This is a genomic window from Echinicola shivajiensis, assembly GCF_018642165.1.
Lineage (GTDB): Bacteria > Bacteroidota > Bacteroidia > Cytophagales > Cyclobacteriaceae > Echinicola > Echinicola shivajiensis.
The window spans coordinates 297,317-313,120 of the sequence record NZ_JAHHZM010000005.1 but is presented as its reverse complement, the minus strand read 5'-3'; the positions used below and the strand labels follow the sequence as shown (position 1 = coordinate 313,120).

The following is a 15,804-nucleotide window of genomic DNA, read 5'->3' as shown; positions in this document are numbered from 1 at the left end:
TTATTTTCTTGAATCCTTAAGCTGGAATGAGTTCCAAAATTTTGATTTCTGTATTTCTAAAAGAACAAGAGAGTATATCAAAATGCATAATTCACATTTTGCCTAAAAAATAGGCTGATTCAAAAAGAATCAGCCTATTATATTTCTTTTTAAAATCACCTATATCCATATAGGTGGGAGCAGATGCCAATAATGCTGAATTTAACTCAAACTCTTAAGTTGGGATAACAGCACCACATGGTTGGGTTTAATATTGACACCAGGATTCCAAACTCTGTAGTCGGTATTCTTAATTGCTATCTCCAAAATATATCGACATATTTTACCTAACTTACCACTCGCATTGGATAGCCCATCATTCTTAAATAAAAGTCTGTCACCAAGCCCCTCAAAACTCACCAGAGATTGATCAAAACCATATGCTTGAGGTAAATAAGCATCACCGACATCACAGCCTCCACCAAGGTGCCATTTACCAAAATGACCGGTACGATAACCATTCCTCTTGAATACTTTGGCCATAGTTTTCGGAACCTGCATCCAACCAATTGTTCATTCCTCTATTGGCATTTTTCTGACTATCGTCCAGATAAGAATGAATTTTGTACTTTAGGGGGTACATCCCGGTATTTAAAGCTGTCCTACTAGGGGAGCAAATTGGCGAATTCACCTAAAAGTTGGTTAGCTTCAAACCCCTATCTGCCAAAGCATCCATATTGGGTGTGGAAACTACTTGGTTGCCAAAAGAGGACAAATCCCCAAATCCCATATCATCAATAAAAATGATGACTACATTAGGCTTTTCCTGCGCTTGGGCAACTTCAAAGCAGCCAAGAAGACCTATTAATAATAGTCCAATTATTTTATATAGGTTTTTCATTCCTGATTTACTCTGCGATTTCTGGCAATTTGATTTCTAAATCCCTGTCACAAACCAAATCCCCGTTTTCAATTTTCAGCTCTGCCATTTGCAGGGCAGACCTCCGATTTGGCAGGGGCTGTTTGGTAGCTGGTTGTCCTTTGTACTCTCTCCAAGGCTCCACATGATAAAATATAAATGCCCTATCACCGATTACTGTAACACTTGGGTGCCTTGCTCTCGTATTATCCCATTTTCTTTTGCCATCCTCCAGCAAAATCGTTCCTTGAAATTTCCAGTTTTCAGCGTCATTACTTTTATAAACAAAAAGCCCCTTATGCGGGTCGGTAATCAGCCAGTAGCTTCCCTTCCAGTTAAAAACATAAGGCGCTTCTTCAAACCCCGAACCGGTAGCACTCGCATTGAAAACATCACTTTTTGAAAAGCCCTCATCTTCCCAATTCAGCATATCTTTGGATGAAAGATGATAAAGCTTATTTTTTTCTTTAGGTCTTTTGGCTTTGTACCACAGATGATAGCTACCATCCTTTTTGTATACCGTTGCATCAATTGAATTTAAAGCAGGATTGTGTACTTCTCCAATCCTTTCCCAACCATTCACAGGATCTTTTTGACTGGTTTTATAATGAATAATTTTTCCCGGACCACCATAGTAGGACTTATTGATCAATTCATAATCAGGCTTCCATGTCACAAACATGTGGAGTTCTCCATCGTGTGCTACTATGGCTGGTGCCCAGTAGGTAGCTTCTGCATTTTTCGTTCCGCCCAGTCCATCAAATTTACAATAGCCCAAAAACTCCCATTCCGATAAATCCTTGGAACGAATTACCCCCAGAGGCGTTCCCAAATATGTATTTTCTTGTAGAGGCCTTCTTGAGGTATAATAAATATAATAATACTGATCAGCAGGATTATAAATAACCTCAGGATCGCAGGAGCCATGCCAATTAGGGTCCACATACAATGGAGCGGGGACATTGGATTGAGCCTGAGCGTTTTGATAATTTGCTATAAGGGCAAGAAGGGCCAAAACCACCAGTATTTTATTCTTCATTATTTCTGTTTGATTGAATTTTATTTATTAAGTTAATGTCTAATCCAGTTTTTGTCCTGATCTCCTATCGATCAAATCCCCCTTCAATGCAGCTTCTCCAGGGAATTCATCACCGGTGTTTTTCATCCACTTTTCCAACTCGGCAACCAAGCTTTTTAGCTCGGTTTGATAAGCACTTAAACCAGCCAAATTGTACAAGGTCAGAGGGTCCTTGTTCAAATCAAACAATTCCATAGCAGGTCTGGGACTGATAAAAGAGTCTGAAAATTTCTCTGCTAACCCACCTTGCTCAAACAATTTCCTCATAGCTTGATAGGAAGGTTCTCGAACCACATCTCCGGGACCGGAAGCTTCAAATTCTGGTAGCCAGTTTTTTATCATCATATAGTCATCGGTGATGACCACCCTTTCAAAAGCCTTCAAGGAATGCCAGTTATGTTCCCCATAGGCATATTCCCTGAAAACATCTTTTTCCCCCTTCAACAAAGACAAAAAGCTTTTGCCTTGGGCCCCTGGTAGCTCAGCGGTATTTACAAAGTCTAAAATGGTTGGGCTTAAGTCCACTGCACTTACCAAGGCATTACATTCACTGCCTGCATGGATCATTTTGGGATACCTGATGATCAGGGGTGATTTCAAGCCAGGAGAATTTATTCTGGTTTTGGCTTGAGAAAATGCCCTTCCATTATCACTTAAAACTATGATCAAGGTATTTTCTAGAATCCCCTCTTTCTCTAATTGATCCAGCACCATTCCAATATGATGGTCAAAACGGCTGATCTCATCATAATATTCAGCCAGTTCTTTTCTAATTTCCGGTAGGTCTGGATAATAAGATGGCAGCATAATACTATCCGGATCATGAAAATAAGGATATTCCCCTTGGCCAAAAGGTCTATGAGGATCTATGGATGCTGCCCATAGAAAAAAAGGCTGATCTTTTGGTCGGTTTTCCAGCGCCCTCAACCACATATTCCCCATCTCCCAAGGCCTGGCCCAGTTTACCTTGTCCACATAGTCGAATTTCCCCAAAACATCCTTGTTATTCGTTCCATGTGATTTGCCCACAAGCATATTAAAATAGCCTACCTGTTTAAGGGGCTCCACCAATAATGGAACATCTGGAGACATATTTTCATGTAGGTTCATCGCCCCTGTACTATGAGGATACAAGCCTGTCAAAATACTTGATCTACTTGGGCTACAAGAACTTGCTGTTAGAAAAAAACGGTTGAACATCATCCCCTCTTTAGCCAGTCTGTCCATATTAGGTGTATGAACTGAAGGATTTCCATAGACACCTATGTCTTCCCATCCTAGATCATCAGCTATAAACACGATTACATTGGTCTTTTCTTGAGCTAACAGCTCATTTGATGCCATCAACAGAAGAACAAAGACATACCATAAACTCCTAAAACCCTTATTTTGGATAATTCTAACTTTAGCCATTCGTATTGTGTTCATTATTAAGTGAATCATCTTCTTGATAGATTTCTTTAGGATTTCGAATCAAAAGGGTAGCCATTTTATGGATGCCTCTGTTTTGCCACAAAAAGTATGGTATGGCTTTAAAATTCACATTATCGTCAGCAACACTACCTAAACCGGTCAAGACAACAGTTCCTCCCAATAGATCATCATCATAACCTGCCTCCACAGCTTGGTTTTCATTAAGCACGAACCTTGTAACATCAAAATGGTTGTCAGCCCCCTCTAAACAATAAAGCAAAGGACCGCGCATCAAGGCTACTCTCCCCTTATTGAAGACAAGTTTGGGATCTGAAAGTACTTTTCTAATAGGCATATTGAAGTAAATAGTGACCTGATCTCCCTTTTTCCATTTCTTGGTAATGCTGATATAACCTTCCTCAATCTTCGGCTGAGACATTTCGGTCCCGTTTAACATGATGGCAAATTGGTTTTTGTAATCTCTTTCAAAATAATACAGTCCATCCTGAAATGGCTGATTCGATCTCACCCAACTTGGCACTCTCAGCTTAAGGGTCATCTCCTTTGAAGTAGGCTGTTCAATTGTCAGTTCAGCGCTTCCTTCCCAAGGGATAGCAGATTTCATTTTCATTCTAAAATCATCCTTTCCAACCCTGGTAACCAATTTGCTACCTACGTACTGGTTTACAACCAAAGTATTATGTGATTTAGCATAAATCCACTTCCCTATTCCTGAAACAAAGCTCGGAAGCTTAGAGGGGCAACAAAAGAAATAGGTTTCCCTAACACCTCCGTGTTTTCCTTTCCGTCCTTCGAGACCTACATTAAGTTTATTGGAATAAAAGAACTTCTGTCCATCAAGACTGATTCCCGAAAGGGCGGCATTGTACATTTCATGCTCCAACAAATCTGCATACTTAGCATTCCCTGTTAATAAATTCATACGGTGATTCCACTGGCCCTGAGCAATATTGGCACAGCACTCACTATAGGTTGGATAAATGGGTAGATCATAATCAAAACCATGTTGCTCAGCTGATGAGCCATTGCCAGTTCCACCATGGATATACATTTTTTTGCCCACAATATTGTCCCATAAGCTGTGCATGGCTTTTTCCAGTTCCTTATCCCCAGTGGCCATCACCACATCAGTAGCCCCTGAATAGACATAAGCTGTCCTCACGCAATGTCCAAAAGCTTCCCTCTGCTGATCTAATGGCAAAATGGCTTGCTCTTTATTGAGGTCCACTGGCCGAACAAATTTCACATGACGGCTGATCCTATTCGCCAAACCCACATATTCCTGCTTGCCTGTCACCTCATACAATTTCATCAAGCCTATTTCCACCTCCGGGTGATCAGCATAGTTTTTTAGAAATTCTTCATCTTGGAATTTGTCAAGCAAATGGTCCGCAAGTTTTATGGACATCTCCAAATAGCTTTTTTTACCAGTGGCCCTATAATATGCTACAGCCGCTTCAAACATATGTCCAGCAGTAAACAGCTGACTGTAACCATGGGGCCATTCCGTATATGCTGACTTCCACTGATCCTCCTTTCCAAAACCAAAAGTTTTGATGGCCTTCTTTTTGGTGGGTGCCCGAGGATCATCCTTGTCCAGCATAAACTGGGTATGGAGATAACCGTTTGGAGATTGAGCCAACTCCATTATATGGATAATACTGTCGATTGCAGCTTCCAAACCTGGATTTTCCGCATTGGTTAAAGTATATGCAGCTGCTTCAATTAACTTATGAACAGGGGCATCGGGGCTGTTTCGAATGGCGTATTCCTTATCTGACAGACCAGCCACAATTTTAAAGTTTTCCATGCGTCCCTGGGCCTTGGCCAAGTTCCAGACAAGTGGAAGCGTTTTTTGGGCTATAGTGTCAATTTTTGGACTCCAAAAACTATCCTTGATCTTTACCTCACTGAAAGGAACTGCTTGAAATACTGCATAAGGGTACAATTCATCTTTGCTGGATTCTGGAGCATTCTTTTCTGAACAAGCCCAAAAAAACATCATTACCAGAACGAAGCCAAAACAAGGATTTAACCAATATTTAGTATTTAACTGATTAACCATTGGTATTGAGTTTTTCTTCTTTTTCAATTTCTTCACGGACCTTTTCCGGATTCTCCACGACTATTGTTCTTAAAGGATAAACACCCCTATTTTGCCATAAATAATAAGGAACAGCTGTAAACTCAACTTCCTTACCTTCTGCTATTCCATGACCAGAAAGCACCACGGTACCTCCCAATATTTCAGGATCATATTGACTGCTTATTTGATGGGATGCTGGAAGGACAAATTCCCTCAGGTCAAAATCATTATCCAGTCCTTCAAGAGTATAAACCAGTGGGCCTTTGGAAAGTACCACCCTACCAGAATTGGCCTTTAATTCTGGACTAGTATATATTTTACGGGCAGGCATGTTGAATAAAAGCTGTATTTCATCTCCATTTTTCCATGCCCTACTTAATATCAAATATCCACTTTCCTGTTTTGGCAACTTAATTTCTTCCCCATTAATGGCCAATTCAAAACCTCCATTATTTTCATTAGGTGTTTTAAATTTATAAGGACTATTGGGAATAAAATCTTGGCTTCGGTTCCATGAAGGAATACGCAATTTTAGGTTTAACTCTCCTTCTGGTGCCTCGTTAATATGAATTTTGACCTCTCCCCCAAATGGATAATCAGTTGATAATTCCAGGGAAATCTCTTCCCCTTCGGAAAGGGTGGTTTTCACTTCACTACCTATGTATTGGTTAATTACCAATTCATTATTGCCTTTTGCATATATCCACCTTCCCATGCCTGCTACGAAGCCGGGGACTTTTGAAGGGCAACAAAACAAATAAGAACTTCTCACCCCGGTGTGCTGGTTCTTCCTATTATCCATATCCAAGTTTAGTTTATTGGAATAGAAATAGTGTTTACCGTCCAGACTTATCCCAGACAATGCCGAGTTAAAAGCTTCTATTTCCACTATATCGTGGAACTTGCCCTCTCCTGTCAAAAGATTAAGACGGTGGTTCCATTGCCCTTGGGCGATATTAGCACATGTTTCAGAATAAGTTGCTCTAATGGGAAGATCATAAGATTCTCCATGTTGTTCGGCATGAGTACCATTACCCGTTCCCCCATGAACATACATTTTAGAAGAAACCACATTCTCCCAAATAGCCATTAAGGCCTCTTTTAAATCATCGCTTCCTTTCGCTCTTACCACATCGGTAGCTCCTGAATAAATATAGGCTGTGCGAACACAGTGCCCATAGGCTTGGGTTTGTTCCTGCAATGGCAAAACATTTAATTCCTGATGTAAATCCACGGGTCTGCTAAACCGCACATAGCGGCTAAAAAGGTCAGCCATATCCAAATATCGTTTGTCTTCAGTTAACTCATAGATTTTCATCAAACCTATTTCTACCTGAGGATGATCGGCGTATCCTTTTACCTTCTCCTCATCAAACACCTTAACAATCAAATCAGCAAACTTAATGGCTCCATCCAAAAAATCCCTTTTGCCTGTAGCACGGTAGTAAGCTACAGCAGCTTCCATTAAATGACCTGCGCAATAAAGCTGGCTGTAGGCGAAAGGCCAATTGTCACTGAGCGACTCCCATTGGTTTTCGGGTCCAAATCCGAAAGTCTTTACTTTCTTATTGTCCCTGGAGGGAGCTGCCGGATCATCAAAATCCAACATATACTGAGTATGCAGGTAACCATTTTCAGCTTGGGCAGCTAAAATCACCCTGATAATTTCATCTATGCGGTTTTCAAGATCGGGGTCTTCAAATTGGTGCAAATAATAAGCTGCAGCCTCTATTAATTTATACACATCAGAATCCGGTGCATTATAAAGAGATAGCTTTCCCTGCTTTTCGCCAGCCACAATCCTGAAGTTATCTATTTTTCCCTGATTTTCGGCAATATCCAAAAGATGGGGAATAGTGACTTCTCCCACCACTTTAGCTTTTGGTTGAAAAAAATCGTCCTTTAAAACCACCTCTTCGAAAGATACTTCTTGGAGAGATGAGTTTGGAAACTTCTTGGATTCAGTCTTAGGATTTGAACATGCAAAAACAAGAAATAAAAATATTATCAAACCGATCTTTTGGTAACTCATTTTGGGCAAACTGTTTTTAGAACCTATCTCAAAATTAATCTGAAGAGATTTTATTCATTATTAAAATTTAATCAAAGAATATTAATTATACATCAAAGGTGCGCCATTGCTGAAATAGGTGGATTAAGAATGTATTTTATTTCCTTTGTCAATCGAACTGGCATTTTATCCAAATGATTTCGATCATATTAAATTGCAAAAAACACACAAGAAGGCCTGCCATTTGAGATGCTTTTAACTTCAAAAATGTCAGGCCACATACTCTTTGTAGATATATTTTATTTTAAATAGTAATCCCTGAATTGCTGTCCATTTGGTCCAATCTCTCCAGTGTTTAAATTGATCATATTCCATGAATTATAAAGCACTAAGCCATCTACTCCATTATTAATAGCTGCTTCAATCCTTCTGGCTCTATCAGGGAATTTTTTATTCATATTGGTTTCGGAATCCCAAACAGGAAGGCCATTAGATTTGTTGATAAACTCCTGCCATCTTCCATGGTTAAAACCTAGGTTATGGGTGGTGGACACGGCTACATATTGAAGGATATCTGTTTTGTCCAAATACTCTATTCCGGCAGGAATCCCCCATACATCAGATCCTACAAGTTGGGCACCATTTACATTTTCATATAAATTAGCATAAATATCATTGATTTGAGCTACAGTCCATGCTCCATCAGGACTGTTATCCTCATTAAATGGAGAGATAAAATCAACTTCGTACTCTTCCGAAAAATCTTTTATTACTTGGATTAGTTGATCACTTTTGGCCATGTCACCTTTTACTGAGTTTGTATTGCTTAAATCTCCGTTAGCAATTCTTACCCCTCCCAAATGGTTTGCAGGATTGGCAAAAAGCAATAATTTTTCAGCCTTGCATCTGGCTACTAAATAATGTAAAAGAAAACGCTGTTCTTTTTTCATATGTCCTTCCGGAAAAATTGGAATTCTAATCCCATCCACTTTGAATTCGTACTTGAACCCCTTTACCAAATTCTCAATTTGCTCCTTAGTTGAGAGTTTCTCCTTGATAAAGGCCTGTTTTACATCACCCAGTACAATTTCAAGATTGCCTTTGTATTCCTTCTCAACCGAAAACTTGGCAGCAGCAGCATAAACTTGATTCGCTTCAACAGGCTCGCTACCCGAAGACAAACAGGAAAAGTTCAATAAAGCCAACACAATCGCTATGGCCCACTTTTTTAAAAGATTCATAATAAATGGATTTTGGGTTATAAATAAATTAACACCCTAATCTCTATGAAAAAAGACTATCCATTTATGAATAATTATTCAAAATATATGAGTATTCGGTATTACAGGCTTTTCAAAAATATCATTGGGCATTTTGACAGATTCATATTTTCATAAAGGCATACTTTCTCCATCTATCCCACAATCAGCGTTTGGTATCAATTCCACTATGACTATTTTAAAGGTGACATGCCATATTTTTTTTTTAACTTAAATTTCCTCTCATTCTTACTTTTAATTTAGCAGAAGTTTAGGGCGGTATATTTGAAAGAGGGGTGTTTATTTCTAGAAATTAACTTGATTCAATTGGCAACACACCTAAATCCAATATTAGAGGTGCCAGAATAAATATCTTGCCCTCTCCTTGCGCTAGGCCTATAATTCACACAATAATCATCTGCACATAGAAATGATCCTCCTTTAATCACTTTCTCAATGGCGTTAGGGTTTTCAGGGTTATAACATTTAGACAAGTTAGTATCTAGTGCGGGAAGATCCCTGGAAATTCGCATAAGGGCAAGGGCATCATACCAATCGGCTGTAAGCTCCCATACATTGCCTATCATATCATAAAGTCCTAAAGCATTGGGAGGAAACTGCATCACAGGGGCTGTTGCTTCGAAACCATCCTCTACCCAATTTTCATAGGGAAAATTTCCTTGAAAGGTATTTGACATGATTTTTCCATTTGGTCTAAACTCATTGCCCCAAGCATACCTAGAATTTTCTAATTTCCCACTTTTAGCAGCAAATTCCCATTCTTCTTCAGTAGGCAACCTCTTTCCAGCCCATTTTGCATAGGCTTCTGCATCCTCGAAGGCAATATGGACAACAGGATGGTTCATTCTGTTTTCAATATTACTTCCAGGACCTTCAGGATTTCTCCAATTAGCTCCGGGCACCCATTTCCACCATAATAATATATCATTCAAACCTACTGAATCCTCAGGCATTTCAAACACCAGAGAGCCTGGTACTAGTAAATCATCTGGTTTACTTGTTCCCTCTGGGAGGTTTCTCTTCAATTCCATCCAGTCTGGTTTCCTTTCCGCTACTGTTATATATCCTGTCTCATAAACAAATTCTTTAAAACTTGCATTGGTCACTTCAGTCCGATCCATCCAAAACCCCTCGACGATTTTTTTTATAGCTGGTCTTTCCTGAGGATAGGAATTTTTATCATTAGTTCCCATATAAAAATCTCCACCATTTACCCAGACCATTCCCTTTCTCTTGACTGACAAATCAACTAATGATTCACTATCATTTCTATTGGAAAAGTCAGATTTTATAGAAGCCTCTTCACAACTTATAATTGTTAAAAGCATGAAGAAACTGTAAGCTACAACTTTGAAATTTATCATATTAACATTTGTAATAAAACAAACGCTATATTAAATATTCAGAGGAAAAGGGGTTCTGACAAATCTTTCAATTTACCACAATTTTTATTCAAAAGAGTTTTATTTATCAATACATTCCTCTCATTTTCTTTTATTTACTAATTAAAGGTATTCACTAAAAAATATGGGCATTTAAATAACTATACCTGTAATAATTTATTTTCACATCCTTCTTTCTATTCATCGTTTTCTGGCATTTGATTACAAGGGGTCATTATCTTTTAATTCAGCAATGGTCGACAGATCAATAGATGAAATTAAGATAGAAGATTATTCACCTTTAAAACACACCAATGAGTAAGAATAAAAGGACCTTACGTTTACAACAAACTATAGTGGCTCCTCTCCAAACTTCCCCAAAACCATAAGCTTCTCTATCATTTCCATTTCATCCCAAAAAGAGTTCGATCCACATACCGCCAGCTCCACACCAAAAACCCTTTGTAAACAAATGATTTACAAAGGGTTTTGCTTTTCTCCCCACAAATCCCCCTCTTAAAAACAAGCATCTTTTTAGTTCTTGCCAGTTTGATTAAATGGCCATCTCTAGAATATCCATAAAGACTTAGAGGAAGTGGCCTTCTACTTCTTAATGAGCTTATGGATTTCAGCTAATCCATTGAATCCTTCCAAATAAACTATGTAGATCCCTTTACCGACATGCTCAATATTAACCTCACATTTTTTTTCATCAACATTTTCTACTTCAAGGACAATCTCCCCATTGAGTCCCAAAAGCTTGATTTTATTGATATCAAAATCGGAACGGATATTCAATAGGTCCGACACCGGATTTGGAAAGATCAATGCATTAGAGTCCTTGCGTTCAATAGGAGTTGCATTTATTAAACCCTCATCAAACCTAAGCAAGGTTGCATTTTTTGCGCCCACTTGAATTTCAAGTTGACCTTTGGTAACCAAATTATATTTCCCAGAATACAAGTCTTTTACTGCGTATTCCCCATTAGGAATCCCAAGTCTTTCCAAAGAGATATTGTAATTTTTGCTAGTACCCCCATAATTGATAATAGCCACATAATTTAGTCCATCCATGTCTTTTACAAATACCTCACTCGCTCCCAAATGACTATCCCCTTCCAAGGGGCGGAATGGCCTACCATCTTTAGCAATATCCAGTACTTCTTGATTTTGAAGTAAATTAACAGCAGTTGTTGTCCAGGGACCAGATTTGGAATAATCATCTCCCGTTATAAGTGTGCCATTGATAATTCCGGAGTTGAACCTTGCTTTATTCTCTCCAAATGAAGCTTGGCCAAACACCATATGATCTGCGTCTATAAAATCATAGATTTCACTTTGCCACCAACCATATGTGGTGCTGTTGAGGGTATAGTCTGTTGCATTGATATCAGCATAGGCATCACAGGCTATCCTTCTGGAATGAGCATACCTACCGGTTGCTAAATTTGGACTGATAGCGACATAAACAAGCATCTTGTCATCTATTGCATCAATCAAATGTTGCATTCCCTGGTGAAATGCCTGCATACCAGTTTTCACTTCAGGGTCATAAAATGAATCTGCTTCAACAGCTGCATGTCCTATAAAATCAATTTTCACCATCTCGAAGCCACACTTGATGAATTTATCAATGACCAGGTCAATTCTTTGCTTAGTTGCTGGATGTGTTGGATCCATTGCCCTGGCATCATCAAAATCATGATAACCTCCATTTACCTTCGTCCATACCTCATTATATTCATAGGATGAGCCTTCTACTTTCCTATTGCTTTTTCCCCAATCCACAAAGGGAGCCCAATAAATTCCGGCTTTCAAATTCCTGTCTTTACAGTACCTAACAAATTCTATCAGTTTACTAAAATCACCTTCCAATCCTCCACTTACCATATTATCCCAATACGAATCCAAATCAATATATGCAGTGCCTCCACTTCTAAACCCAGGAACTTGTTCATTAAAGAAGTCCACTACTTTTTTAGCTTTGTCAAGGCTCAAATCTGTCTGGATTGCCCCCCAGCTATTCCAGCCAAAAGGTGTTGGTTCTACCCAATCAAAAACATATTTGGGCTGCTCAGTCACAATGGCTTTTCCGAATTCCTCCATTCCATCCCTCCAGTCATCAAAAAGGCCTACCATTACTTTGGGAGAGCGGATTTGATTTCCTTCAAATTTCCCGTGTTCCTTATGGTCCCTAGTGATATTTGGATCGGAAAATCCCCCATGAACCATGAGTTCTGTGATATGGTTGTCATGGCCATTTACAATGACTCCGGATTTCCACTTTTCTTGATTTACAGAACCGATCACTAATCCCCTTCTTGTCACATTATCATAGACTGCCGTTACCTCAGAGCTTACAGTTCTAGACTGAGGAAGAAGCCTTTCTGATTGGTACCTAACAAAACCATCGTTATCAAATGGAATAGAAAGCGCTCTCATACTTCCTACACCAGGTACTTCCCCAGTATTGGTAACAATCGGAGCCATATAGTTACTGCTTAGATTCTCCCCTTCCAGCTCTACCTCCAACAGTATAAAGTCTTTATTCTCGTAACAATAAAATATTTGGTTCATAGTCGGAAGATGCTCATCGATATGGGAAACTATCCACTTATGCCCACTTCCTAGATCATCTGACCACTCTTCTTCTTTTACAGTTCTTGTACTAAAATTTTGAGACCCTATTCGAATATCATTATTAATCACCTCAGCTAGTACATTTTCTAGAATCTTATCATCACCTAGCTGGATATCAAAAGTTCCGATTTCCGAATCGTAAATTATGCGTCCATTATCTCCAAAACCAAAGTCCCAATGACAATCAGTACAATGTTCAACAGCTTGAAAATCCTGATCAACTTGATCATTTTCCAATTTTGGATAGCTCAAATACACTGGAACAAACTGATTATCTTCCGAACTTGGGCTAATGGTAAAATTCCTGTTTGCCGGTAGATCTGCGAAAGAATAATTGCCGTCTTCATCAGTATATACATTGGATGACAGATACCCATTTAGCTGAACTTCCAAGCCGGCAATTCCACCTTCTTGACCTGTCACTTTCCCTGAAATGCTATAGGTCTTTCCCAACAATATTTCTACCCTATCCAAGTTTGGGCCCCAACTACTTGGATTATCAAACTTCAAAGTGTTTGATCCAGCTTCCAGCCTGATCAATACCGTAGTACTCCCAGGTGTGGACCAACCTCCAGATGCGGCACAGTTAACCTGGATAGGGTTTTGATCATTGACAGTTAAAAAAACTGATCTGGGATCTCCCGAACTGTAATATAAAGTAAGCTCATAATCCGCTGCCTTATCCACCTCAACAGTATTTACAACAGTTCCATTATCTGTTCCACCAATATTGCCAACTTGTCCTTCATTGGAACATGAGCTGCACTGTTGTACTGAAGCACCGTTTAATAATGAACCATTTTCGAACTCCAGACCATACTCTTGGCCAATGACCTGATTTGCCATTAAACTTACTAGACCAATCAAAAGGAAACTCCGAACGCATAGTCTTTCGAAAAGGACCTTTGAAAAACACTCAGGAATTCCCCTTGGCTTCCCGAGTATATTGGCATTTATGGTCAACAATTGTAATAGGTTTAGATTGCTCATTGGTCAATGATTTAATTCGAATTATTGGAAGGAATGATCTTCATTACAAATCCTCCGAAAGGAAGCACATCAACTATCACTTCATTAGCCGCATTTAATGCTTCCCTCTTCACTTCAAAATGCTTAGGATCTTTTCCGTCTGAAATAACCAGTACTTCATATTCTTCATTATCCAAAAAATCCAATGGAACAGAAAATTCCTTCTTCTTATCTTCTCCATTTATACCTCCCACAAACCACGCTTCGTTCTTTTTTCTGGCTATCAGGACATCCTTACCAGGGTACCCTCCCAAAAACTGGGTTTCATCCCAAGCTGCCGGAATGGCCTTTAAAAACTCAAGGACTTCTGTAGGTTGTGATTGGTAGACTTCAGGAGTATCAGGAAAGTGTATAATCCCCGATTCATAAACCACTGAAAGTGCCAGCTCATGACCAAAACTAGTTCTATGGGGAACCTGCTGGGTAGAAAAAGCCACCGGTGTGTAATCCATAGAACCGATTACATTTCGTGTAAATGGTAAAATAGTATTGTGCACCGGTGAGTTCTTCTCAAAATCCGAATGATAAATATAAGCTTCAGATCCTTTTACACTTTCGTAAGAAATCATGTTTGGATAGGTTCTTGCCCAGCCCCTTGGAATGGTGCATCCATGAAAATTCACCAGAAGGTTAAATTCAGCCGCATCTCTGAGGATTCCTTTAAAAAGCTTTATAAAATCCTGCTTATCGCTTGAGAAGAAATCTATTTTTATTCCCTTAATCCCTAAATCAGAAATCCGTTTCATTTCTTTTCTTCTGATTTCAGGATCAAACATCATATCTCGCGGGCCAGCATTTACTCTATTAATAGGACCTCCTGAATTGTACCATAATAAAAGGCCTACTCCCCTATTTGCTGCATATTGAGTGATTTCCTCCAAGTTAAAGCCAGGCCTATAGTCCCACCCTGCATCAATCAAGGAATATTCCCATCCCATTTCTTGGGCAAAATCAATAAAATGTTTGAGCTTCTCAGGAGAGTCATTGGAGCCATCAAGATAACCTGACCACCAAGCCCAAGATGCCCTTCCTGGAATTACCCAATCCGCCTTGCCAATCTTTGATGAATCAGCTAAGTGGTTTATCAAATTTGACTCGACAATATCAGCCAATTCCTCGCCGATCATCATTACTCTCCAAGGCATTTCCCATGGCAACTTGGAACTCGCCTTTGCTTGGCCATATCCAAATGCTTCCTCTTCTTCCGGGCCAGTAATTTCATACAAACCGTTAGTTGCTTTTGGTTTAATATGGGATCCATGAAAGTTTTCTTTTAAGTTGGACTCCGACAGCAACAGCCAATTCCCATTGATTTCGAAAAGGGCAGGAAAGCACCACCCTTCCTTTCCTGGAGCATCAGTACCTATTTCGATGGCCTTACCATAATTTCGTTCATATGCAGGTGCATAGGCAGTAGCAGAATCATAGGCTTGTAAAAAAGCATTTCCACTAGGAAGATCAAAGCCTGTAAGCTCTTCCTCCAAAGTATATTCCAGCTCATTTCCATTCTCTGGAAAAACATACTTAAATGCTACTCCCTCATCATAAGCACGAAAAACCACATTAAGAGCATTTCCAGCTTCATTAGAAAACTGAAGGGACAGCTCATTATAATGATTGTTGTTCTTTAATTGCTTTCCTGTTTTGAGCCAATAGTCTTCATTGACAATTTCCACAGATTTGACACCAGTGTACTCCAGTCGATCAAAACGCCCATCATTTCTCACCAAGCCCAAAGGGGAAGGTTCAAGCATCACATTTTCTACTTCTCCATTAATTTTGGATACCCTATAGCTAAGCTTCCCTTCTTCGTTCACAGAAATTCTAGTCACTAAATCCCCATCGGGAGAGGCCACTTTCCACTGGTTCTCTATCTCATTTTCACATCCGCACCAGAGAAAAGATGCCAGCAAGGTATAGCAAAGAAATACTATCTTATCTTTCATAAAAGTCATAAATATAGTGT

10 protein-coding genes are annotated in these 15,804 nt (G+C 39.3%); all 10 read right to left on the bottom strand.

The window, feature by feature from the left end; genetic code table 11:
- Positions 1-201 precede the first annotated feature (201 nt).
- Positions 202-522, bottom strand: coding sequence for a hypothetical protein (locus tag KMW37_RS22540; RefSeq protein ID WP_215224763.1), 321 nt, complete (start codon positions 520-522; stop codon positions 202-204).
- 148 nt (positions 523-670) lie between these two features.
- Positions 671-880: a sulfatase-like hydrolase/transferase gene (locus KMW37_RS22535; protein ID WP_215224762.1), complete on the bottom strand. Its 210-nt coding sequence runs from the start codon at positions 878-880 to the stop codon at positions 671-673.
- Between the two features lie 7 nt (positions 881-887).
- Complete coding sequence (locus KMW37_RS11475; protein WP_215224761.1) at positions 888-1,937, bottom strand: family 43 glycosylhydrolase; 1,050 nt, start codon at positions 1,935-1,937, stop codon at positions 888-890.
- 39 nt (positions 1,938-1,976) lie between these two features.
- Positions 1,977-3,389: a sulfatase family protein gene (locus KMW37_RS11470; RefSeq protein WP_215224760.1), complete on the bottom strand. Its 1,413-nt coding sequence runs from the start codon at positions 3,387-3,389 to the stop codon at positions 1,977-1,979.
- On the bottom strand, positions 3,382-5,475 hold the full coding sequence (locus tag KMW37_RS11465) for a glycoside hydrolase family 127 protein (protein WP_215224759.1): 2,094 nt from the start codon (positions 5,473-5,475) through the stop codon (positions 3,382-3,384). The genes KMW37_RS11470 and KMW37_RS11465 overlap by 8 nt, the downstream gene beginning before the upstream one ends.
- Complete coding sequence (locus tag KMW37_RS11460) at positions 5,468-7,528, bottom strand: glycoside hydrolase family 127 protein (protein WP_215224758.1); 2,061 nt, start codon at positions 7,526-7,528, stop codon at positions 5,468-5,470. Before KMW37_RS11460 ends, KMW37_RS11465 begins: the two co-directional genes overlap by 8 nt.
- A gap of 278 nt (positions 7,529-7,806) precedes the next feature.
- Positions 7,807-8,748, bottom strand: coding sequence for a hypothetical protein (locus KMW37_RS11455; RefSeq protein ID WP_215224757.1), 942 nt, complete (start codon positions 8,746-8,748; stop codon positions 7,807-7,809).
- Positions 8,749-9,089: 341 nt separating this feature from the next.
- The gene (locus KMW37_RS11450) at positions 9,090-10,115 is read right to left on the bottom strand and encodes a formylglycine-generating enzyme family protein (RefSeq protein WP_215224756.1); all 1,026 of its coding nucleotides are present in this window, start codon (positions 10,113-10,115) and stop codon (positions 9,090-9,092) included.
- 657 nt (positions 10,116-10,772) lie between these two features.
- Positions 10,773-13,799, bottom strand: coding sequence for a T9SS type A sorting domain-containing protein (locus KMW37_RS11445; protein ID WP_215224755.1), 3,027 nt, complete (start codon positions 13,797-13,799; stop codon positions 10,773-10,775).
- 11 nt (positions 13,800-13,810) lie between these two features.
- Positions 13,811-15,784: a glycoside hydrolase family 97 protein gene (locus KMW37_RS11440; protein ID WP_215224754.1), complete on the bottom strand. Its 1,974-nt coding sequence runs from the start codon at positions 15,782-15,784 to the stop codon at positions 13,811-13,813.
- Positions 15,785-15,804: the final 20 nt, after the last annotated feature.